Genomic DNA, 21083 nt, shown 5'->3' with positions numbered 1-21083 from the left:
GTGTTGCGCTGGTTCCGGGAGCGTGGCTGCGTGCACTGGCAGGAACTGAAGCGAGCCCGACGAGAGGCACGTGAGCGGGAGGCAACCCAGCGGGAGGCGGCCCGCCGTGGAGCGGCCCGGCGGGAAGCAGCAGAGCGGCAGGGATCGCAGTCCCAGCCCCCCGTATAGGTCGCCCCGGGCTCCGGCGGTACTACGGAGCGCACGAGACCCCGCCCCGGCCTCCCCAAGTCCCTCCGGGCACGCGAGAGGCCCCCGGAATTCGCCCAAGCCGCCGGGGGCCTCGTGCTGTGTGAGGGGTTGGCGCTACGCCGCGATGGCCACCCGAACCGAATCGGAGCCAGAGCGGTACGCCCGGAAACGGGCGTGGGCCCCCGGTGGTCAGGGGCGGTCGAGGCCGCCCCGGGCGATGACGTCCGCGTACCAACGGGCGCTGTCCTTCGGGGTGCGGCGCTGCGACGCGAAGTCGACGTGCACGATGCCGAACCGTTTGCTGTAGCCGTACGCCCACTCGAAGTTGTCCAGGAGCGACCACAGGAAGTACCCGCGGACGTCCACGCCGTCCCCGATCGCGCGGTGGACGGCCGACAGGTGGGCGTCCAGGTAGGCCACCCGTTCCGGGTCGTGGACCTGGCCCGACGGGTCGGCGTAGTCGTCGTACGCGGCGCCGTTCTCGGTGACCATCAGCGGCAGGCCGGGGAGGTCCTCGCGGAGCCGGGTGAGGAGTTCGTACAGGCCGTCCGCGTCCACCGGCCAGTCCATCGCCGTGCGGGGGCCGTCCGCGGCGGTGAACGCCACGTGCTTCTCGGCGCCCGCCCACGGGGACGGGGACTCCGACGACCCGGCGGAGACGACGCTGGGGGAGTAGTAGTTGATGCCGAGGGAGTCCAGGGGCGCGGAGATGATCTCCAGGTCGCCGTCCTGGACGAACGACCAGTCGGTCACCGTCGCCGTGTCCTCCACCAGGTCCTGCGGCAGCCGCCCGTGGAAGACGGGGTCGAGGAAGATCCGGTTGGCGACGGCGTCGATCCGGCGGACGGCGTCGTGGTCGGCCGGGGTGTCGGCCAGGGGGCGCAGGGCGTGCAGGTTCAGGGTCAGCGAGACCTCGGCGGAGGACGGCAGCAGGCTCCGCAGGACCCCGGTCGCACTGCCGTGCGCCAGGTTGAGGTGGTGGGCCGCGCGCAGGGCGGCGAGGTCGCTCGTACGTCCGGGGGCGTGGACCCCGTTGCCGTAGCCGAGGAAGGCCGCGCACCAGGGCTCGTTGAGTGTGGTCCAGGTCGCCACCCGGTCACCCAGGGCGCGGGCCACGAGCCCGGCGTAGTCGGCGAACCGGTGCGCGGTGTCGCGCTCGGGCCAGCCGCCCGTGTCCTCCAGCTCCTGCGGCAGGTCCCAGTGGTAGAGCGTCGCGACGGGCCGGATGCCGGCGGCCAGCAGTTCGTCGACGAGCCGCCGGTAGAAGTCGAGGCCGTGCTCGACGGCGGGGCCCCGGCCGGTCGGCTGGACCCGGGGCCAGGACACCGAGAAGCGGTAGTCGGTGACGCCGAGCTCCTTCATCAGCGCCACGTCCTCGGGCATCCGGTGCAGGTGGTCGGCGGCGATGTCACCGGTGTCGCCGTTGCGGACCTTGCCGGGGGTTCTGCTGAAGGTGTCCCAGATGGACTCGGAGCGGCCGCCCTCGGTGGCCGCTCCCTCGATCTGATAGGCGGCGGTGGCCGTCCCCCAGCGGAATCCGGTGGGGAACCGCAGCCCCGCCACGGTGTTGGGGCGGGCATCGACAGCGGTCATGAGACTGGCACTCCAGGAGGTGAGATGGGGGTGGTGGGGGAGGACTCAGCCCTTGACGGCTCCCTGCATGATCCCGCCGACGATCTGCCGGCCGAGGAAGCCGAAGACCAGCAGCACGGGGAGGGTGCCGAGCAGGGTGCCGGCCATGATCACCGACTGGTCGTGGACATAGCCGCCGCCGAGCTGCCGCAGTGCGACCTGCACGGTCGGCTCCTGCGAGGACAGCGCGATGATCGGCCAGAAGAAGTCGTTCCACGCGGTCATGAAGGTGAGCATGCCGAGGACCGCCATGCCGGGCCGGGCGACCGGGATGACGATGGACCAGAAGATCCGTGCGGTGGACGCGCCGTCGACACGGGCCGCCTCGATCAGTTCGTCGGGCAGCGACTGCACCAGGTACTGCCGCATGAAGAACACCCCGAAGGCCGACACCAGTCCGGGCAGGATCACGGCCTGGAGCTGGTTCACCCACTGGAGTTCCGCGATCAGCATGAACAGCGGGATGACGCCGAGCTGCGGCGGGATCATCATCGTGCCGATGGTCAGGGTGAGCAGCGCGCCACGGCCCTTGAAGCGCAGCTTGGCGAAGGCGAATCCGGCCAGGGTGCAGCACAGCACGGTGCCGACGGTGATGGAGCCGGACACGATGAACGAGTTCAGCAGCGCCTTGCCGATCGCGGCCTCCTCCAGCACCGCCTCGAAGTTCTTGATGAGGTTCGGCCCGGGCAGCAGGGAGGGCGGTACCTTCGCGAGGTCCGCGTTGGAGCGGCTGGCCGCGACGATCGTCCAGTAGAAGGGGAACGCCGAGATCAGCAGCGCGAAGCCGAGGATCAGGTAGGAGAGCCAGCCGCCGTGCATGCCCCGTGCGCCCCGCGGCCTCGCGCGCCGGGCGGGCGGGGTCGTGGGCGGTACGGTCTTCGGCGCGGTCGGCTCCGTGGCGAGCGTGGTCATCGGCCGGCCTCCTTACGGGCACGGCGGCGCACGACGAGGGCGTTGGCCCCGACGAGCACCACGATCAGGACGAACATCACCCAGGCGATGGCGGCGGCCCGGCCCAGGTGGAAGAAGCCCCAGCCCTGCTCGTACATGTACAGGCCGAGGGTCTGGTACTGGTGCGAGATGCCGCCGGAGATGGATCCCTCGAAGAGCAGGGGTTCCCCGAAGAGCTGGGTGGCGCCGATCGTCGACACGATCACCGTGAAGACGATCGTGGGCCGCAGACCGGGCAGCGTGACGTGGACGAACTGGCGCCAGCGGGACGCCCCGTCCATCTCGGCGGCCTCGTAGAGCTCGCCCGGGATGGACTGCATGCCCGCCAGGTAGATCAGCGCGTTGTAGCCGGTCCAGCGCCAGACGACGATCGTGGAGACGGCGATCTGCGAGGCGACCGTGCCGGTCTGCCAGTCGACGGGGCCGAACCCGACGAGGCCCAGCGCGTAGTTGATCAGCCCGAAGTCGCGGCCGAACAGCTGGGCGAAGACCAGGGTCGCGGCGGCCACCGAGGTGGCGTACGGGAGCAGGATCGCCGTACGGATGAAGGTGCGCCCGCGCAGCTTGTAGTTGAGCAGGTGCGCCAGCCCCAGGGCCATCGCGAGCTGCGGGACGGTGGACAGCACGCCGATGGTGAACGTGTTGCGCAGCGAGGTCCAGAAGTACTCGTCGGTGAACAGCGCCGTGTAGTTGGCGATGCCGCGCCACTCCATGTCGCCGCTCGTCTGGAGTTCGACCCGGTAGAGCGAGACGAACGCCGTGTAGAGCAGCGGGAAGAGCCCGAAGGCGGCGAAGAGGGTGAAGAACGGGGCGATGTAGGCGTACGGCGAGAACTTCTGCCAGGCGCGCCGGAGGGAGTCGGCCCGACCGTCGTCGGACCCGGTTCCGGGCGCCCTGGGCGCGGCCTTCGCGGTGGCGGTGAGGGTCACGGATCGGCCCTTCGGGGAGTTACGGGCGGGGGAGTCGGGGAGGGGATACGGGTCCGGGGCCCGGCCTGCCGTGATGTGGCGCCGGGTACGGGGCCCGGCCCGCCGTGGTGCGGAGGCGGGCCGGGCCCGACCGGAGCTGCGGTGACCGGGCGTCAGCCGATCACGTTCGCCACGCCCTTCTTCGCCGTCTCCCACGCCTTCTCCGAGGACGTGCCCTTGCGCTCCACCTCGCTCAGCGCGTTGGTCAGCTGCTGGGCGACGTTCTGGTCGTGCACACCGAGCACCTGGACCGGGGACTCCTTGGCCGCGTCACCGAAGATCTGGCCGATCGGCGCGTCGGAGAAGTAGGGGTCCTTGGCGTCGGCGACCTTCGCGATGGCGCCCGTCGAGGACGGGAAGTTGCCCTGCTTCTGGAAGAGCTTGGCCTGCTGCTCGGGGGCGGTGAGCCACTTGATCAGCTCGTACGCCTCCTTCTTGTGCTCGGCCGCACGCGGGACCGAGAGGTACGAGCCGCCCCAGTTGCCCGCGCCGCCGGGCAGCTTGGCGATGTCCCACTTGCCCTTGCCCGCGTCACCGGCCTGGCCCTTGACGTAGCCGAGCATCCAGGCGGGGCAGGGGATGGTGGCGAAGGAACCGGCGGCGAAGGCCTGGTTCCACTGTGGCGACCACTGGTCGAGCTTGGCGCTCAGCCCGGCCTCGGCCGCCTCGACCGAGGTGTCCCAGGCATGCTTGACCGCCGGGTTGTTCTCGTAGATCAGCTCGCCGGAGGCGTCGTAGTACCGCTCCTTCTCCTGGCCGATCATGATCCCGTAGAGGCTGCCGATGCTGTCCAGCCAGGCGCTCTTGGCGGGGGCCTTCTTCTTGTACTGCTTGCCGAGCTCCAGGTAGCCGTCCCAGGTGGACCACTTCTGGGCGAGCTCCTGGCGGTCGGTGGGCAGGCCGGCCTGTTCGAAGAGGTCGGTGCGGTAGCACATCGCCTCGGGGCCTACGTCGGTGCCGAGGCCGAGGACCTTGCCGTCCTTCGTGGTCGCCGCCGACCACTTGGCTTCGGTGAACTGGTCCTTGAGCTTGTCGGCGCCGAATTCCTTCAGGTCCTGGAACTTGTCGGCCTGCTGCTGGGTCACCGACGTGATCCGGCCCACCTCGACGCCCTGCACATCGGCGAGCCCGCCGCCGCCGGCCAGCCGGGTCTGGAGCGACTTCCAGTAGTCGGCCTCGTCCTCGGTGTCGGTCTGCTTGATGGTGACGCCGGGGTTCAGCTTCTCGTACTCCGCGTACAGCCCGGCCTCCTTGTAGCCGAACGACCCGAAGAGGTCGACGGTCAGCGTGACGTCCCCGTTCGCGCTGTCGGAGGAGTCCGAGGTGCCTGACCCACAGGCGGCGAGGAGCGTTCCGGCGAGGACGACCGCGCCGAGGCGGACGGTGGCTCTCTTGGCGGCTCGGGCGATGGGCATGGGAAGCCTCCCTTGGCTTCGGGATGAACCGAGCGCCTGAGAGCGCTCTCAAAACGTGCGTCTGGAGCGTCCCGCAGCCCACTCCCCCCGTCAAGACTCGAACACATAACGGCTTTGCGTTGCTTCCAACTACCGTCTGTGTGAGTTCTCTTGACACTCACGTTTCAGAAGTTTTACGTTCCTTGGCACTTGAGAGCGCTCTCGAACGCGCTCCGACCCCCCATGACGAGGTGCTGCCCCATGCAAGCCTCCCTCTCCAGACCAGCAGCGGCGACGGTCCTGGCCATCGCCCTGGCCGCCGTGGGCCTGGGCCCTGCCGCATCCCCGGCGGCAGCCGCCACCATCCCCGCAGGTTCCGGCAGCTACACCGACAGCCGCCCCGCCGGTACCTCCGGCCCCACCACGAACACCGGCGCTCCCGTCACGCCCAAGCTCACCGCGGCGGCGAAGGACAAGCCTGTCCCCACCAACGACTGGTGGACCTCCCTCGCCTACCAGCGCTACGGCGACAACCCGTACTCCACCCCCATGTACGGGCACCCGCTGACCTACCAGGCGACCTCCGGCGGACTGGAGGTCGGCTACCCGACCACGCCCGCGGTCGTCGGTGACGGCCGCCAGTACGAGTACGCCCACAAGGCCGACCTCACCGTCGGCCTCAACGGCCTCAACTCCCCGGACACCAAGGCCGACGACTGGTCCGACTGGACGGTCACCCCCTACTGGTCGGACGGCACCCGCACCCTGCGCACGACCATCGGGCACGGCATGCCCTTCGTGTACGCCAAGGGCTCCGGCGGCGACGCCCGGATCACCACGGCCGGCACCCCCACGGTCTTCGCGGACAACGGCAACGTCCTCGGCATCACGGTCGCCGGCCACCACTACGCCCTGTTCGCCCCGACCGGCAGCGACTGGAACGTCTCCGGCACGGCGATCACCGCCGGGCTCGGCGGCAAGGACTACTTCTCGCTCGCCGTGCTGCCGTCCACGGACGCGCTGGCGACCTACCGGAAGTACGCCTTCAGCTTCGTCACCGGCTCCAAGGTGGCCTGGGAGTCCACCGGCGGCACGGTCAAGGCGACCTACAGCCTGACCACGGAGGCCAAGGAGGGCACCGAGCGCGGCACGCTCCAGGCGCTGTACCGCCACCAGTGGCTGCACACCACGGACGCGCTCACGCCGTACACGTACGTCTCCCCGCGCGGCACCATGAAGGTGCGGGAGTCCGCGTCCTTCACCACCAGCCAGAAGAACCAGGGCGTGCTGCCCGCCCTGCCCGCCTCCAGCGGGGTCGACAAGGCGCGGCTGACCGGATATCTGAACGAGGTGGCGAACGCCTCCGACCCCTTCTCCGGGGCCAGTGACACCTACTGGACGGGCAAGGCGCTCGGCCGCCTCGCCCAGCTGGTGCCCGTCGCCGACCAGATCGGCCAGCCGGGCATCCGGGACAAGCTGCTCGGCCTGATGAAGGGCCGCCTCCAGGAGTGGTTCACGGCGGGCGGAGCCAGTGAGTTCAGCTACGACAAGGCCTGGAAGACGCTGACCGGCTACCCGGCCTCGTACGGCAGCGACACCGAGCTCAACGACCACCACTTCCACTACAGCTACTACGTGTACGCGGCGGCGATCGTCGCCCAGTACGACCAGGCGTGGGCGGCCGACTCCGCCTGGGGCACCATGGTCAAGACCCTGGTGCGGGACGCCGCCAACCCCAGCCGCACGGACACCGCGTACCCGTTCCTGCGTGGCTTCGACGTGTACGCGGGCCACAGCTGGGCCTCCGGCCACCAGGGCTTCGCGGCGGGCAACAACCAGGAGTCCTCGTCGGAGTCGATCAACCTCAGCGCGGGACTCGTCCTGTGGGGCGCCGCGACGGGTGACACCGGGCTGCGCGACCTCGGCAGCTATCTGCTGACCACCGAGTCGGAAGCGATCACGCAGTACTGGTTCGACGCCGACCAGCAGGTCTTCCCCGGCTCCTTCGGGCACGACACGGTCGGCATGGTCTGGGGCAGCGGCGGCGCGTACTCCACCTGGTGGACCGCGAACCCGGAGGAGATCCACGGCATCAACGTCCTCCCCGTCACCGGTGGTTCGCTGCACCTGGCCCGTGAGAAGGCCGCCATCAAGCGGAACATCGCCGAGATGGAGCGCGAGAACGGCGGACCGGCAGTCGAGTGGCGCGACCTCCTGTGGGAGTTCGAGTCACTGGCCGATCCGGCGGCGGCGAAGGCCAAGTGGGACGCGGGCAACGCGGGCTACACCCCGGAGCAGGGTGAGTCCAAGGCGCACACGTACCACTGGGTCGGCACGCTCGACAGCCTGGGCGCGCCCGACCTGACGGTCAGTGGGAACATCCCGACATCGGCCGTCTTCACCAAGAACGGCGTCCGCACGTACGCCGCTCACAACCACGGCTCCACCGCCCGCACCGTCACCTTCTCCGACGGCAAGACCCTCTCCGTCCCGGCCCGCTCCACGGCCACCGGCACGGGTGCCGGCGGCGGCGACCCCGATCCCGAGGAGCCGGGCCCGTCCACCGGCAACACCTTCCGGCTGAAGTCCGGCGGCGTTCTCACCACCGCCACGGACGGCGCGGCGGGAGCCGACACACTGGCCTCGGCCGACGGCGTCAACCGGGACGGCACGCCGTACAGGCCGACGGTCTACGAGGTCAAGAAGGTCGACGGGACACTCTCGGCGGGTGCGTCCACCACCTTCCGCCTGCGGGTCGACGCGGGTACGAAGGTGGGTCTCGCCCCGCAGGTCAGGGTCAGTTACGACCTCACCGGCGACGGCACCTTCGATCGCACGGAAACCTTCCGCTACTTCGCGACCGACCCGGTCACGGGGTGGGAGGAGTACACCCAGGCCGTGGGCACCGCGGCGGTGACCGGAAGCCTGGGCAACCTCGCGGGCGGCACGGTCCGCCTGGAGATCTGGAACGCGCTGGGCAACGGCACGTCCCAGGTGCAGACCGGCACGGACGCGGCGGTCGTGAAGATCCCGTACGTCTAGACACCATGGTGTGCGGCGGGTCCCGGGTCTTTCGGCCCGGGGCCCGCCGTGCGTTCCGCGGTCCTGCGCCGGGGCCCGCCGTACCCACTTCTACGCCGACGCGCGCCGTACGTCGCTCAGGCCGACGCGCGCCGTACGAGCGTGGTCGGGGTGATCACGGAGTCGGGGCGGTCGGCCTCCGTACGGTCCTTGTCCAGGCCGCGCAGCAGCAGCCGGGCCATCAGCCGGCCCTGGCCCTCGATGTCCTGCCGGACCGTGGTCAGGGGCGGGTCGGCTGTCTCGGCCACCGAGTCCATGTCGTCGAATCCGACCAGGGCGACCTGCTCGGGCACGGCGATCCCGTGCCCGTGAAGCACCCGCAGGGCCCCCGTGGCCATCAGGTCGTTGGCCGCGAACACCGCGTCCAGGTCGGGCCGCCGCTCCAGGATCTCCGCCATCGCCCGTGCCCCGCTCTCCACGGTGAACGCGCCCTCGGCGACGAGCGTCGGGTCCGGCTCCAGCAGGATGTCCCGGTAGCCGTCGAGCCGGTCCACGGCCGAGGTCTGGTCGGGCGGCCCTCCGATGTACGCGATCCGCTCCCGTCCGAGCCCCCGCAGATACTGCACGGCGACCCGCGCCCCGCCCCGGTTGTCGGCGTCCACGTACTGCACGGCCTGTTCCCCGGGCCCGGCCGTCCAGCTCGGCCGGCCCCCGTACACCGTCGGGATCCCGGCCCGCCGGGTGATCGCGGGCAGCGGGTCGTCGGTGTGGAGGGAGAAGGCGAGGGCCCCGTCGACATGGCCGCCGGACAGATAGCGCGCGATCCGGTCGAAGTCCGCGGGCCCCTCCACGATCAGCAGCACCAGCTGGGTGTCGTGGGCGGCCAGTTCCTTGCTGATGCCCCGGAGCTGCTGGGAGAAGAACGGGTCCGAGAAGATCCGGATCTCCGGCTCCGCGATGACCACGGCCACCGCTCCGGTGCGCCGGGTGACCAAGGTCCGGGCGGCGTGGTTCGGAATGTACTGGAGCTCCTCGACCGCCTGGCGCACCTTGTCCACCAGCGGTTTGCGGACCCCGTCACCCCCGTTGACCACCCGGGACGCGGTGGCCCGTGACACCCCGGCCCGCGCCGCGACGGCTTCCAGGGTGGGCCGGGACCCGGGGTGCTGCTCAGGCAAGACGGGCGCTCCTCGTTGCTGGGCGGCGGCACGGGCAGACGGGGCACCGCCAGGTCGCCTACAGCGTAACGCCGAGGCGCCCCGAGGCTGAGAGCGCTCCCAACCACGCCTCGGCAGGGACCGCGGGGAACCGTGGGGAGCCGATGGCTGCCCCCGCCGGAAGTCGGATCGCCGCCTGCCGAGCCGGGTCGGCGGAGCTGCCGATCCGGGGGCGGCGGCCCGCCCGGACAATCTCCCCATTCTCTGTCATGACCCTGGCGGATCGGCCGATCCGCCTCCACAATGCCGATGGGAGCGCTCCCATATGCAGGAGCCTCCCACCCGCACCCAGTCGACGAAAGGCCCTCCCGGTGAATGCCTCACCACTCCCCGCACGGCCCGTGCGCGTCCGCCCCCGGTACGGGCGGCGCGCGTTCGGGATGTCAGCCGCCGCGTTACTGTTCGCGGCGGTGCTGGCGGTGCCCGGCACGGCCGGTGCCCAGGAGGCCGAACCCGGCCCCGAACAGATCACCAACGGCGACTTCGCCGCCGGTACCGCTCCCTGGTGGTGGACGGCCAACACGTCCGGGGCCGTGAACGAGGGCCGGCTCTGCGCCCCCGTACCGGCCGGGACGGCCAATCCGTGGGACGTCATCATCGGACAGAACGACATCCCGATCGTCGCGGGCGAGAGCTACACGCTCAGCTACACGGCCTCGTCGACCGAACCCCTCACCGTCCAGACCCGTGTCCAGCAGGCCACCGCGCCCTACACGACGGAGCTGGCCACCGCCGACCCGGTCGGGCCGGACCCCGTGACGGTCACCCATGTCTTCACCGCCGCGGCCGACCGTCCGGGCGCCCAGGTCGCCCTGCAGATCGGGGGCGGCGACAGCGCGACCACCTTCTGCCTCGACGACGTGTCGCTGCGCGGCGGCGCCGAGCCGCCCGTGTACGAGCCGGACACCGGTTCGCCGGTCCGCGTCAACCAGGTCGGATACCTGCCCCACGGCCCCAAGAAGGGCACGGTCGTCACCGACGCCGAGGCACCCCTCGCCTGGTCCGTGAAGGCCGCCGACGGTACGACGGCCGCCACCGGAACGACCGTCCCGCAGGGTGAGGACCCGAGCTCCCGACTGCGCGTCCACACCTTCGACTTCAGTGCCCTCACCACGTCCGGCGACGGCTACACCGTCGAGATCGACGGCCAGGTCAGCGAGCCGTTCTCGCTGCGCTCCGACCTGTACGACAGCCTGCGCTCCGACGCGCTGGCGTACTTCTACCACAACCGCAGCGGCACCCCCATCGACGCGGACCTCGTCGGCGAGGCCTACGCGCGGCCGGCCGGACACATCGGTGTGGCGCCCAACAAGGGCGACACGGACGTCCCCTGTCAGCCCGGTGTCTGTGACTACCGGCTGGACGTGTCGGGCGGCTGGTACGACGCTGGCGACCACGGCAAGTACGTGGTCAACGGCGGGATCTCGGTGGCCCAGCTCATGGCCACGTACGAGCGCACCCTGACCGCAGAGGACGCCGAGTCCGCGGAGTTCGGGGACGGCGCGCTGCGGGTGCCCGAGCGGGGCAACGCCGTACCGGACATCCTCGACGAGGCGCGCTGGGAGATGGAGTTCCTGATGCGGATGCAGGTCCCCGCCGGTGAGCCGCTGGCCGGGATGGCCCACCACAAGATGCACGACGCCGCGTGGACGGGCCTGCCGCTCGCCCCGCACCTCGACCCCCAGCAGCGCGAGCTGCACCCGCCCTCGACGGCCGCCACGCTCAACCTGGCCGCCGCGGCGGCCCAGTGCGCCCGGCTCTACGCCCCCTACGACGCGGCCTTCGCCGACCGCTGCCTGGAAGCCGCCCGGACCGCCTGGGCCGCGGCCGAGGCGCACCCGGACGTCCTCGCCGACCCGAACGACGGCACGGGCGGCGGCGCGTACAGCGACGGCGACGTCTCGGACGAGTTCTACTGGGCCGCCGCGGAGCTGTTCACCACGACGGGGGAGGCCGCGTTCCGCCAGGCCCTGCTCTCCTCGGACCTGCACGGCGACACCGACGCGGTCTTCCCGGCGGGTGGCGGCATCTCGTGGGGCTCCACCGGCGGGCTCGGCGTGCTCACGCTGGCCACCGTGCCGAACGGCCTGACACCGGCACAGCTCGACGAGGTCCGCTCCGTCGTCACCACGGCGGCCGACCGCTACGCCGCGCAGTCCCGCGCCCAGGTGTACGGCCTGCCGTACGCCCCGAAGGACGAGGACTACGTCTGGGGTTCCAACAGCCAGGTCCTGAACAACATGATCGTGCTGGCCACCGCCCACGACCTGACCGGCGAAGCCGCCTACCAGGACGCGGTGCTGGGCGGCGCGGACTACCTTCTCGGCCGCAACCCCCTCAACCAGTCGTACGTCACCGGTTACGGCGAGCGGGACTCCCGTAACCAGCACCACCGCTTCTGGGCGAACCAGAACGACCCGGACCTCCCCCACCCGCCGGCCGGTTCGGTCGCGGGCGGCCCCAACCTCACGGCCGTCGCCGCCGGTGACCCGGTCGCCGTGGAGAAGCTGAACGGCTGCGCGCCCGCGATGTGCTACATCGACGACATCGGCTCCTGGGCCACCAACGAGGTCACCATCAACTGGAACGCACCGCTCGCCTTCATCGCCTCGTATCTGGACGACGCGGGCGACGGCCGGCGCGCGGCATCGCGCACCTGCGAGGTCTCCTACGCCACGCACCCGTGGAGCACCGGCTCGACGGTCACGGTGAAGCTGAAGAACACCGGCTCGGAGCCGGTCTCGCCCTGGCAGCTGACCTGGCTGCTCCCCGGTGAGCAGGCGGTCAGCCACACCTGGAGCGCCGAGTTCGAACAGCACGGCAGGACGCTCAGCGCCCGGCCGCTGTCCTGGAACCGGGTGATCGCACCGGGTGCCACGGTCGACTTCGGCTTCAACACCAAGGCTTCCGGCGCGGCGACCACCCCCAGCACCTTCAAACTCAACGGCCGCTCCTGCACGACGGGCTGACCCGGCCCGCGATCCCGCCCGGGTGCGGCCCGCCTTCCGGCGGACACCGCACCCGGGACCCGTCCGGGTGCGGCCTGTTCGTTGCTGCCGTCGCCGAGCCTGGAATCCGCCTTCAGCGCCGGGCGCGGGCCATGGACCCCCTGGCCCTGCCGGTCCGGTCCTGCCGTGGCACGAGGCCCGCCCGGACCGCCGCCATCCGCTCCTGCACGCCGTCGGTGGGCACCGCTCCCGGGGGACCTGTGGGCGTGTCCACCGTCTCGTTCCGGCACCGGGCGCACAGGCCGTCGCGCAGCGCCTCCGGGCTGCCGGGCGCGCGGCACATCCCGCATTCCAGGGTGCGCAGGACCGTTCGCGGGGCCTGGTCGATCCGTTCGGGCGGCAGCTTGTCGAGAAGGCGGCGCCGGACGAGGGAGGCGGCGTGGTGCACGACGGCGGGGAGCCCGCGCGTCAGGGCGTGCAGGGTCTGCGCCTCGGTGGCGCCCCGCTCGAACCACTCGCTCACCTGCGGTTCCAGACTCACGCAGTCCGCCGCCGACAGGCTCAGCGCGGGTGCGGTGCGCCCCAGCGCGGCCAGCAGGACGAACGCCCGTGAACGGGTGAGGCGTCGCGCCTCCTGCGGTACGTCGCCCCGGCTGAAGGCCGCCCACCATTCGTCGTCCCGCGCGGTCCGGGAGAAGAACGTCCGGGTGACCCAGAGCAGCACCTCGTCGGTGGCGACGCACTCGCTGCCCCGGCGCAGGTGGCCGGCCGCCTGGATCCGGTTGAGCGCGGTACGCAGGGCGCACTGCCCGTACGGGAGCCACTTGGCCAGGGTCTTCACGGAGATGTCGGCGCCGTCGGGCAGCCGGTCGATGTACGCGGCGACGGCCGCCTCGCGGGGCGGCAGATGCGCGAAGTCGCGCTCACCGCGCGCTCGCTGGTCCGGAGCCGAGCGCTTGCCGTAGCCGGGATCGGCCATCGGGTGCGGGGGCTCGTACGGGGTGGAGGGGACAGCACTAAACTGGCCGGCAGCCATGAGATCGCCTTCTTCGATCGATCTGGTGAGACCCCTGCCCGGTGTTCCCGCACCAGGTGGGGGTCGCTTGGTCTACCGGCACGCTAGAACGCCATGACCTTCCGTGGCAAGTCGGTCACGAAAAGTCAAGACCGCAGGCAGGGAGGGTGGGTGGGAAAGCAGTCCCTCCACCCATTCCGCTGAAAGAGCGCTCGGAACTCGCGGCTTGAGCCCCGGTCCAGCTCCTGCTTCCGGTTCCGCGCCCGCGCTCAGTGCGGGTGGATCCGGTCCAGGTCCAGCCGCACGGGCGACGGCAGGGGAGCGGCCGGTCCGGCCCGGAACGACTGGAGCAGATAGGCGACCAGTCGCCGGGACGCGGCGGCGGCCTGCTCGCCCGCCCCGGCCGTCGCACCGCAGTTGGCCAGCATCACCAGGACGATGTCGTCCACGCCGAAGTCCTGGCGCAACTGCCCGGAATCCTGGGCCCGCCGCACCAGCAGCGCCAGCCCCTCCTCCGCGCGGGTCCGCTGCGCGGTGTACTCGACGTGATCGGGGACCTGGGAGAAGAACGCCTGGGTGAAGCCCCGCTCCGTCGCCTGCGTCAGACAGATCTGTTCGATGAACACGCAGAACCCGTGCCAGGGATCAGGATCCTCCAGCGCCTCGAACAGCGCGGCCACACAGTGTTCGAGCTGTTCGGCGAAGGACTCGGTCACGAGGGCGGCCCGGGTGGGGAAGCGTCGGTAGAGCGTGGCGACCCCGACGCCCGCGCGCCGGGCGATCGTGGCCATCGGTACGTCGATCCCATGGAGGGCGTACGCCTCGCGGGCGGCCTTGAGGATGCGGTCGCGGTTCTCCCGGGCGTCGGCGCGGAGCGCCTTCTGAGGCAGCTGAGCAGGCATGTTTCTCACTTCGGGCTAAATGGAGGGTGCCATCCGTTTACCCGTCTAGCGTGGAAAACATGAATGACATGAGAGCAGCGCTCTACGACAGTTACGGCCCGCCCGAGGTGCTGTACGAGGGCCGGGTCCCCGTACCGGTCCTCCAGCGGGGCGAGGTGCTGGTCCGCGTCCACGCGACGAGCGTCAACGGAGGAGAACTGTACGGCCGGGCCGGCCGCGTGCGCCTGGTGACGGGCCGCCGCTTCCCCCTGCGCACGGGGATGGACTTCACCGGCGAGATCGCCCGGGTCGACCCCGCCGTGACGGGCCTGCGCGAGGGCGACCGGGTGTGGGGGGTGCTGGGGCGCCGCTTCGGAAGCGCCGCCGAATACGTGGCCGTCCGGCCCCGGCAGCTGTCGTACGCCCCGGAGAACCTCGGCCTGATCGAGGCCGCCTCCCTTCCCGCGGGCACGACGGCCATCACGGCGCTGCGGGCCAAGGCGCGGCTGAAACCGGGGGAGCGGCTCCTCGTACGCGGTGCCTCCGGCGGGATCGGCAGCGTCGCCGTACAACTCGGCAAGGCCCTGGGGGCGCATGTCACCGGCCTCGCGGGAGCCGGCAACCTCGACTTCGTCCGGGACCTGGGCGCCGACGAGGCCTTCAGCTACACGACGACGGGTCCGGCCGACCTCGGCACCTTCGATGTCGTCCTGGACACGGTCGGCACCGAACACCCCGCCTTCCGGAGGCTCCTGGCCCCCGGCGGGCGCATGGTCTCCATCGCGTTCGACATGGAGCACCTCGCCCGGAGCCTCTCCTACCTGCTCACCTCGACGGTCCACGGCCCGCGCCGGGTCCGCTTCTTCAGCGGCAACCCGAAGCACGACCTGTTCGCCGAACTGACCCGCTACGCGGAGAGCGGCGCGATCCGTCCCGTGGTGGACACCGTCCACCCCCTGAGCGGCATCGCCACCGCCCACCGGGCCCTGGAAGCGGGCGGAGTGCGGGGGAAGCACGTGATCCAGGTGGTGTGATCGGGTCAGATCCTGAAGACCTGGACGCCGGGACCGCACAGTACGAGGAGATCCTCGGGGTCGGAGGTCAGCACGGTCGCGGGAGCGGGCGCGGCGAGCGCGGTGGCGGCCACGATCGCGTCGAGGGCGTACTCGTGTCCGTGCAGGCCGGATGCGGCAAGGAGGCTGCTCGCGTGCCGGGCGACGGCTTCGCTCGGAGGAACGACGTTCACGCGCGAAACAGCGAAATCGAATCGGGCCTGATTCACTCGCGCTTCGCGGGCCTCGACGAGCGTGACGGAGCTGGTGACGACGCGGATGTCCTCCGCCTCCGCCGCAGCCAGCCACTCAGTGAGCTCGGGTGTGCGGCGTACCAGCTTGGACAGACCCTCGCAGCCGAGGACGAGCGTCCCACTCACGCCGCGTCCGACGCGTCCGCCGCGCAGTTCAACAAAACTCTTGTCATGTGCACGGGTGCTGTGACCGGGCGCGGCCTACGCCTCCAGGCCCGCGTCCCGGGCCAGCAGGGCGGCCTGCACCCTGTTCTCGCACTCCAGCTTGGCGAGGATGCGGCTCACGTACGCCTTGACCGTCGCCTCGCTCATATGGATCCGCTGACCGGCGTCCGCGTTGGACAGGCCCTCGCCGAGCAGGGCCAGGACGTCCCGTTCGCGTCCCGTCAGCTTCTCCAGCCGGCGGCGGGCCTGTTCCGCGCGGTGCGCGGTCCCGCCGGAGGCCAGCGAGTCCACGACATGACGGGTGGCGCCGGGCGACAGATACGCCTCCCCGGCCGCCGCCGCCCGGACCGCGCGCATGAGCTCCGCGGGCGCCGAGTCCTTCAGGAGGAAGCCCGCGCTCCCCTCCGTCAGGGCCCGCAGGACGTTGTGCCGCTCCCCGAACGTCGTCAGGATCAGTACCCGCACCTCGGGCACGGTCCGGCGCAGCTCGGCCAGGGCCGTCAGCCCGTCCATGACCGGCATCTGGATGTCCAGCAGGGCCACGTCCACACGCTGGGCCCGCGCGATCTCGACCGCCTCGCGGCCGTTCGCCGCCTCGGCCACGACGTCGATGTCGTCGGCCGAGGCAAGGATCATCCGGATGCCCGCGCGAATGAGCGGCTCGTCGTCCGTCACAAGAACCCTGATCACGACTCTCCCGAACGGTCCTGAGCGGTCATACCTGCGGGCATCGGCTCATCATCCCCGATCGGCCGTCCGCATCGAACACCTGGGCAGGAGACCTCACTTCGTCTCGAAGGATTTCTTCTCGATCAGCTTCCCGTCCTTGAAGCAGAACCGGAACACCGGCTCCGCGTCCCAGCCCGTGCCGAACTCCGTGGAGAGGAGCGTGAGACACGTCGACCCCTCCGGCTCGGGCGGCCCGCCCTTGCCCGTCTCGGTGTTCAGGAAAGACTCGCCGCTCGGCAGCTGATCACGGACCTCCGCCTCGGACTGGCCGACCTTCACGGCCTCGTACTGCTTGGGCTCGATCATCGCCGTGTCCGCCTCACGCATGAGGAAGATCCCCCCGACGACCAGACCGATCACCAGCAGCACGGCGACGAGCGCCGCGACTCCGCAGCCGATGGCTATGCCGTTGCCCCTCTTGGTCCTGCTCATGGTCCTGGCCAACTCCTTCGGGAAACCGTTCCAGTCGGTGACCGGATCACTTTCACCCGCGGAGCCCTTCGCGTTCTGCGCCCGAAAGTCGTCGGTGGGCGCGACGAACGTCGCCAGGACATCACCGGGCGGCGGGCTCGGGAAGCCGTCACCCGGCGAGGTGTACGGCAGGACGCCCGCCAGCCGGAAGCCGCCGTCCGCCGTGGGGCCGGCGTGCACCATCCCGCCGACGAGCCGCGCCCGTTCCTCCAGCCCCGTCAGCCCCTGGCAGCCGCTCGCCACCCTGCCGCTCACCGGCTCCACCGCCGGACCGTTGGCGACCTCCACGACCAGCGAGTCCGGCTCGTACCGCAGCCCGATCGTGATCGCGGCTCCCGGAGCGTGCTTGTGCGCGTTGGTCAGACCCTCCTGGACCACGCGGTACGCCGCATGGTCGGCCGTCGGCGCGAGCTGCCGCTCCTCGCCCGAACGCCGCACGTCCACGACCGCCCCGGCCCTCCGCGACCCCTCCGCCAGACCATCGATACCGGCCACCCCACGAGAGGGGTTCCCGGGCTCCTCACCGTCCGGCTCGGCTGCCTGCGGACCCTCCGGAACCCCGTCCCGCAGTACGCCCACCACGTCACGCAGTTCGTGCATCGCGGCCACCGACGCCTCCCGCAGCACACCGACGGCCTCCCGCTGCCGCCCCGTCAGCTCACGGTCCACCTCCAGCGCACCGGTGTGCACCGCGATCAGCGCGAGCTGATGGCCGAGGCTGTCGTGCATGTCCTGCGCGATGCGCTGACGCTCCCGTATCCGGGCGTGCCCGGCGATCATCTCGCGCTCGCGCAGCAGCTGCGCGTTGTACTCGCGCAGGGTGTCGGTCAAGGTGCGCCGCTGCGACCAGTAACGCCCGGCGAGCCCCGGCACGATGATCGGGACCAGCAGGAACAGTCCGCTGAAGACCAGCATCGACAGGGAGACATCGGGCTCCCACACGGCGGCCAGACCGACGGTGAGGACGTAGGTGAGCGCGAAGACACCGGCCGCCCTGCCCAGCCCCTCGATCCGCCGCCCGGCCGACCACGACGCGACGAGCAACAACGGCCCGAGTCCCGCGAACGGGACGGAGCCGACGGCGACCACCAGCAGGACGGTCGCGGGGAGCACCCGACGCAGGGGCGACAGCAGCCCCGCCCCCAGCGCGACGCCGACGACCTGCGCGGTGCCGCTGTCGTCCAGGAGCTCGGCGCCCATCGCCAGCAGCGCGAGCGCCAGGCTGAGGACCGATTCACCGACGACACGCCCGACGGGCCACATCCCGGGCGCGAAGAGGGCCCGCCCCGGCACGGTCGGCCGGAACGCCTGAAGCGCCCTCACCGCCGAAGTCAGGGGCGGGGTAGCGGGGTCCATGGGTTCGACACGAGTCACGCGCCAACCGTAGAGACCCCGGACCGGACACCGCTGTGGCCATTGGTCGCAGCGGCCTGCGACGAAAGTCGCGGAACCTAGCCGCGCTGGAGACCGGTGACGAAGGCGGCCCACGCGTCGGACCGGAAGAGGAGCGCGGGTCCGTCGATCACCTTGGAGTCGCGCACGGGGACGACGCCGGGGTGACCGTCGGCGACTTCGAGGCAGTTGCCGCCACTGCCGTCGCTGTACGAGGACTTCCGCCAGGTGGCGACTTCGAGGCAGTTGCCGCCGCTCGCGTCGCTGTATGAAGACTTGTGCCAAGTCGCCGTGGACAGGTCGTAGTCAGATCCGATGGGCTTCATGGGCGTAATCCTCCGCCACCGACTCGATCAGGGCCAGGGACGCTTCCGGTGACAATGCGCTGGCCACGAGTAGATCGTAGGTGAGTTCGTACGCCCTGACTGCTGCCGGATCATCGAGGAGCTGGCCGGAACCCAGTCCGTCCAGGTAGGCCAGGGGCGGTGCGTCCGGAAATGCCATGAGCTTGAGCGGTCCGCCCATTGCCGCGTGCCCGCCTGCGCTGAAGGGCAGAACCTGCACGATGATGCGTCGCTGGTGAATCAGTCGTGTGAGGTGGTGCAGTGCCTCCGCCATGACTGAGGGCCCACCAACTTTCCTTCGCAGGACGGCCTCGTCGAGAACCGTCCAAACCATGGGCGTTGTTGGATGGACGAGAAGACCTGCTCGCTCGATCCTGGCTGCGACGAGCTCGTCGATCGTCTCCTCCGGGGCGGTTGGCCGGTAGCCCTGGAACACCGTCCGCGCGTACACCTCTGCTTGCAGCAGCCCAGGCACGAGAAGCGGCGAGTACTCCCGAATGGTCTCCGCGACGGCCTCCGCCTCTGCGGCTTCCGCGAAGTGGTCCGGGTACTTCGACTGCTTCAGCGCGACGCAGTTCCGTGTGAAGAACCCGTCGGCGCCCAGCACCTCGTCCAGTTTCTGGGCCTGGTCGGCCTGCATCCGGCGCGTACCGGCCTCCAACTGGCCGATGAAGGAGCCGCTGACGAACAGCGGCGTGCCCAGTTCCTCCTGGGAGAGGCCTGCGGCCTCGCGCCGGTGGCGGAGTTCGGCGCCGAGGAGGGCGCGGGGGGAGGAGGAGGGATCGAGCTTCTTCGGCCCGGGCATGGCGACTCCCTGTGACACACGTGCGGGTGTTGGAACTGCACCTCTTCCACGTTAGCGACGAATTGACCACGCTGGGTAGGCATAGCCACTACTCAGCGTGGAAATGGGGAAGATCATGACGACGGCTACGGAACGGCGCAGAGAAGCAGCGGGCAGAGTGCGGGCTGCGGAGGACGCGGTGGCACGGCTGCGGGCGGGGCTCGCCGGGATCGGCGTGAAACTGCCCTCGCTGCGGATCGACCCGGTGTCGTGCGCACGCGACGAGCCGGCACCGCTGGTGGATCTCGGCCGGTGCACGATCGACACGGCGCTGCGGCTGAGTGCCGGGCTGGAAGAACTGCGGCGGGAAGCGGCGGCGGCACATGACAGTTGAAGGACTTGAGCCGTGCATGCCGGAGCCCGGATCGTTCGCCATGGACGGCCGGGACGGCAGGGTCGGCCGCGTGATGGGGCGCGTCGGGCCGTACGTACAACTGCGCCCGCCGGGGGGTGGCGCGGAGTGGGACTGTCCGCCCGAAGCCGTCCGGCCGGCCCCGCCGGGGCTCGTGCTGCGGGCCCGGGTGAGGGAGATCAACTGGGAGGGGCGGCTGCCGTGAGGCCGTAGGTCGTCCCGGGCGTCACGTCCGGGTGGCCCTCGCCCCCGCTGCCTGCCGCTCCCGGGAAAGGACGAGCCGCTGGTGGAGTATCGCGAGGGTGGCGTACGCCGGGTGGAAGGGTCAGGGCGCTGGTGAGGAGCAGGGCGAAGGCGATGGGGGCCAGGAGTCCGGCGACGGACCGTCACCAGTGGTCCACCCGGTGCCGTCGGCCCGGCTACGCGTGCGGCCCGGCCGAAGAGGGGGAGTCCGTCACGGCGCAGGACGGCGAACGCCGTTCGGGTGATGCCGTGTCGCGGCCCGCGCTCCTCCTCGGCCCGCCGTTCTTCGCGCGGGGCCGTCGATCCTTCACGGTCACCACTCGCCGGCCCGTGCGTCATGTCTGCCGCTTCCCTCTGCCCGTACGTACTGCCCGATGGTTCACGGATCAGCGTCCGGACAGTGTGAGGCCGGTGGGCGGCGTCCGGTTCTCCGACCGGCTCGCCGCCCGTTTCCGGCCGGTCAGGGTGCGCGAGGTCACATGATGCGGAAGGTGCCGTAGTAGCTGTCGAGTTGGGCGTGATAGCCCGGGTCGTCCGCGTGCAGGTGCCTGTCGAATTCGGGCGAATCCTTGATCTGGGCCTTGGTCAGGTCGACGTATATCTTCCGGTCCCCGATGTCGATGGCCCTGATCGTGCCTGCGGGCAGCAGGACGTCCTTGCCGAAGATCCAGACACCGGTGTCGACGACGAGGTAGGCCGAGCCGGCCTCGTCGGAATGCTTGTCGACCTTTCCGACTCCTCCGTCCGTCGCCTCGACCGAATAACCGGTCAGGTCGGCGCCGGCGGTGTGACCGCTTGTCGGCTGGTAGCCCCACAGGTAGTCGTTCATCATTGGCTCCTTTCGCGACGGAATCTTTCGTGTTCTGGAACTCGCGTGCCCCTGTTTCGGCGGAGTACGCATATTGAGGGACGGGGAAAGGGAAACGTGGGGGGGGGGGGGCGCCAGGGGGAGGCGCCCCCCCCCCCAACAATATAGAGTGATATTGTGTTAAACACCGGCAAACCCACCCCCCCGCCCCCC

At 70.8% G+C, this 21083-nt stretch carries 18 protein-coding genes; 5 read left to right on the top strand and 13 right to left on the bottom strand.

Features of this window, described 5'->3' with window-relative positions; genetic code table 11:
- Positions 1-378 precede the first annotated feature (378 nt).
- The 4 genes from ACFWVP_RS31980 to ACFWVP_RS31965 form a co-directional block, all read right to left on the bottom strand.
- Positions 379-1782, bottom strand: coding sequence for a GH1 family beta-glucosidase (locus ACFWVP_RS31980; protein WP_384501479.1), 1404 nt, complete (start codon positions 1780-1782; stop codon positions 379-381).
- Between the two features lie 45 nt (positions 1783-1827).
- Complete coding sequence (locus tag ACFWVP_RS31975) at positions 1828-2733, bottom strand: carbohydrate ABC transporter permease (protein ID WP_384501478.1); 906 nt, start codon at positions 2731-2733, stop codon at positions 1828-1830.
- On the bottom strand, positions 2730-3701 hold the full coding sequence (locus ACFWVP_RS31970; RefSeq protein ID WP_384501477.1) for a carbohydrate ABC transporter permease: 972 nt from the start codon (positions 3699-3701) through the stop codon (positions 2730-2732). The genes ACFWVP_RS31975 and ACFWVP_RS31970 overlap by 4 nt, the downstream gene beginning before the upstream one ends.
- Before the next feature lie 152 nt (positions 3702-3853).
- Positions 3854-5155, bottom strand: coding sequence for an ABC transporter substrate-binding protein (locus tag ACFWVP_RS31965; RefSeq protein WP_384501476.1), 1302 nt, complete (start codon positions 5153-5155; stop codon positions 3854-3856).
- A 240-nt stretch (positions 5156-5395) separates the two neighbouring features.
- Between ACFWVP_RS31965 and ACFWVP_RS31960 the strand changes: the two genes are divergently transcribed.
- Positions 5396-8176, top strand: coding sequence for a glycosyl hydrolase (locus tag ACFWVP_RS31960; protein WP_384501475.1), 2781 nt, complete (start codon positions 5396-5398; stop codon positions 8174-8176).
- Positions 8177-8292: 116 nt separating this feature from the next.
- On the opposite strand, the gene ACFWVP_RS31955 is transcribed toward ACFWVP_RS31960, so the two are convergent.
- On the bottom strand, positions 8293-9333 hold the full coding sequence (locus ACFWVP_RS31955) for a LacI family DNA-binding transcriptional regulator (RefSeq protein WP_384501474.1): 1041 nt from the start codon (positions 9331-9333) through the stop codon (positions 8293-8295).
- Positions 9334-9752: 419 nt separating this feature from the next.
- On the opposite strand from ACFWVP_RS31955, the gene ACFWVP_RS31950 reads away from it, so the two are divergent.
- On the top strand, positions 9753-12341 hold the full coding sequence (locus ACFWVP_RS31950; protein ID WP_384501473.1) for a glycoside hydrolase family 9 protein: 2589 nt from the start codon (positions 9753-9755) through the stop codon (positions 12339-12341).
- 112 nt (positions 12342-12453) lie between these two features.
- Here ACFWVP_RS31950 and ACFWVP_RS31945 read toward each other — a convergent pair whose 3' ends face one another.
- Positions 12454-13356: a hypothetical protein gene (locus ACFWVP_RS31945; protein WP_384501472.1), complete on the bottom strand. Its 903-nt coding sequence runs from the start codon at positions 13354-13356 to the stop codon at positions 12454-12456.
- Positions 13357-13604: 248 nt separating this feature from the next.
- Positions 13605-14237 (bottom strand): TetR/AcrR family transcriptional regulator, encoded by a 633-nt coding sequence (locus ACFWVP_RS31940; protein WP_384501471.1) that lies wholly within the window; start codon positions 14235-14237, stop codon positions 13605-13607.
- Between the two features lie 59 nt (positions 14238-14296).
- Between ACFWVP_RS31940 and ACFWVP_RS31935 the strand changes: the two genes are divergently transcribed.
- Complete coding sequence (locus ACFWVP_RS31935) at positions 14297-15250, top strand: NAD(P)-dependent alcohol dehydrogenase (RefSeq protein ID WP_384501470.1); 954 nt, start codon at positions 14297-14299, stop codon at positions 15248-15250.
- A 5-nt stretch (positions 15251-15255) separates the two neighbouring features.
- On the opposite strand, the gene ACFWVP_RS31930 is transcribed toward ACFWVP_RS31935, so the two are convergent.
- The 5 genes from ACFWVP_RS31930 to ACFWVP_RS31910 all read right to left on the bottom strand — a co-directional run bounded on the left by ACFWVP_RS31930 (position 15256) and on the right by ACFWVP_RS31910 (position 19428).
- Positions 15256-15648: a type II toxin-antitoxin system VapC family toxin gene (locus ACFWVP_RS31930; protein WP_384501469.1), complete on the bottom strand. Its 393-nt coding sequence runs from the start codon at positions 15646-15648 to the stop codon at positions 15256-15258.
- A 75-nt stretch (positions 15649-15723) separates the two neighbouring features.
- Positions 15724-16377, bottom strand: a complete 654-nt coding sequence (locus ACFWVP_RS31925; protein ID WP_384501468.1) for a response regulator — start codon at positions 16375-16377, stop codon at positions 15724-15726.
- 93 nt (positions 16378-16470) lie between these two features.
- A complete protein-coding gene (locus ACFWVP_RS31920; RefSeq protein WP_384501507.1) occupies positions 16471-18150 on the bottom strand; it encodes a sensor histidine kinase in 1680 nt (559 codons plus the stop codon).
- Positions 18151-18338: 188 nt separating this feature from the next.
- A complete protein-coding gene (locus ACFWVP_RS31915; protein ID WP_384501467.1) occupies positions 18339-18605 on the bottom strand; it encodes a DUF397 domain-containing protein in 267 nt (88 codons plus the stop codon).
- Positions 18586-19428 carry a Scr1 family TA system antitoxin-like transcriptional regulator gene (locus tag ACFWVP_RS31910; protein WP_384501466.1) on the bottom strand — a complete coding sequence of 281 codons (843 nt, stop codon included), beginning with the start codon at positions 19426-19428 and terminating at the stop codon, positions 18586-18588. The genes ACFWVP_RS31915 and ACFWVP_RS31910 overlap by 20 nt, the downstream gene beginning before the upstream one ends.
- A gap of 115 nt (positions 19429-19543) precedes the next feature.
- Here ACFWVP_RS31910 and ACFWVP_RS31905 point away from each other — a divergent pair, with 115 nt between their 5' ends.
- Together ACFWVP_RS31905 and ACFWVP_RS31900 are read left to right on the top strand one after the other, a co-directional pair.
- Entirely contained in the window at positions 19544-19801 is a 258-nt protein-coding gene (locus ACFWVP_RS31905; RefSeq protein WP_384501465.1) for a hypothetical protein, read from the top strand.
- Positions 19802-19817: 16 nt separating this feature from the next.
- Positions 19818-20024, top strand: a complete 207-nt coding sequence (locus ACFWVP_RS31900) for a hypothetical protein (RefSeq protein ID WP_384501464.1) — start codon at positions 19818-19820, stop codon at positions 20022-20024.
- Between the two features lie 513 nt (positions 20025-20537).
- On the opposite strand, the gene ACFWVP_RS31895 is transcribed toward ACFWVP_RS31900, so the two are convergent.
- Positions 20538-20891 carry a PRC-barrel domain-containing protein gene (locus tag ACFWVP_RS31895; RefSeq protein ID WP_384501463.1) on the bottom strand — a complete coding sequence of 118 codons (354 nt, stop codon included), beginning with the start codon at positions 20889-20891 and terminating at the stop codon, positions 20538-20540.
- Positions 20892-21083: the final 192 nt, after the last annotated feature.

Source organism: Streptomyces sp. NPDC058637 (assembly GCF_042717325.1).
GTDB lineage: Bacteria > Actinomycetota > Actinomycetes > Streptomycetales > Streptomycetaceae > Streptomyces.
This window is presented reverse-complemented; position numbering and strand designations above follow the sequence as displayed.

Coding starts and splice junctions, on each gene's coding strand:
- ACFWVP_RS31980 (WP_384501479.1), bottom strand. CDS start 1,782: ATGACCGCTGTCGATGCCCGCCCCAACACCGTGGCGGGGCTGCGGTTC.
- ACFWVP_RS31975 (WP_384501478.1), bottom strand. CDS start 2,733: ATGACCACGCTCGCCACGGAGCCGACCGCGCCGAAGACCGTACCGCCC.
- ACFWVP_RS31965 (WP_384501476.1), bottom strand. CDS start 5,155: ATGCCCATCGCCCGAGCCGCCAAGAGAGCCACCGTCCGCCTCGGCGCG.
- ACFWVP_RS31960 (WP_384501475.1), top strand. CDS start 5,396: ATGCAAGCCTCCCTCTCCAGACCAGCAGCGGCGACGGTCCTGGCCATC.
- ACFWVP_RS31950 (WP_384501473.1), top strand. CDS start 9,753: ATGTCAGCCGCCGCGTTACTGTTCGCGGCGGTGCTGGCGGTGCCCGGC.
- ACFWVP_RS31945 (WP_384501472.1), bottom strand. CDS start 13,356: ATGGCTGCCGGCCAGTTTAGTGCTGTCCCCTCCACCCCGTACGAGCCC.
- ACFWVP_RS31940 (WP_384501471.1), bottom strand. CDS start 14,237: ATGCCTGCTCAGCTGCCTCAGAAGGCGCTCCGCGCCGACGCCCGGGAG.
- ACFWVP_RS31935 (WP_384501470.1), top strand. CDS start 14,297: ATGAATGACATGAGAGCAGCGCTCTACGACAGTTACGGCCCGCCCGAG.
- ACFWVP_RS31920 (WP_384501507.1), bottom strand. CDS start 18,150: ATGTGGCCCGTCGGGCGTGTCGTCGGTGAATCGGTCCTCAGCCTGGCG.
- ACFWVP_RS31915 (WP_384501467.1), bottom strand. CDS start 18,605: ATGAAGCCCATCGGATCTGACTACGACCTGTCCACGGCGACTTGGCAC.
- ACFWVP_RS31910 (WP_384501466.1), bottom strand. CDS start 19,428: ATGCCCGGGCCGAAGAAGCTCGATCCCTCCTCCTCCCCCCGCGCCCTC.
- ACFWVP_RS31905 (WP_384501465.1), top strand. CDS start 19,544: ATGACGACGGCTACGGAACGGCGCAGAGAAGCAGCGGGCAGAGTGCGG.
- ACFWVP_RS31900 (WP_384501464.1), top strand. CDS start 19,818: ATGCCGGAGCCCGGATCGTTCGCCATGGACGGCCGGGACGGCAGGGTC.
- ACFWVP_RS31895 (WP_384501463.1), bottom strand. CDS start 20,891: ATGAACGACTACCTGTGGGGCTACCAGCCGACAAGCGGTCACACCGCC.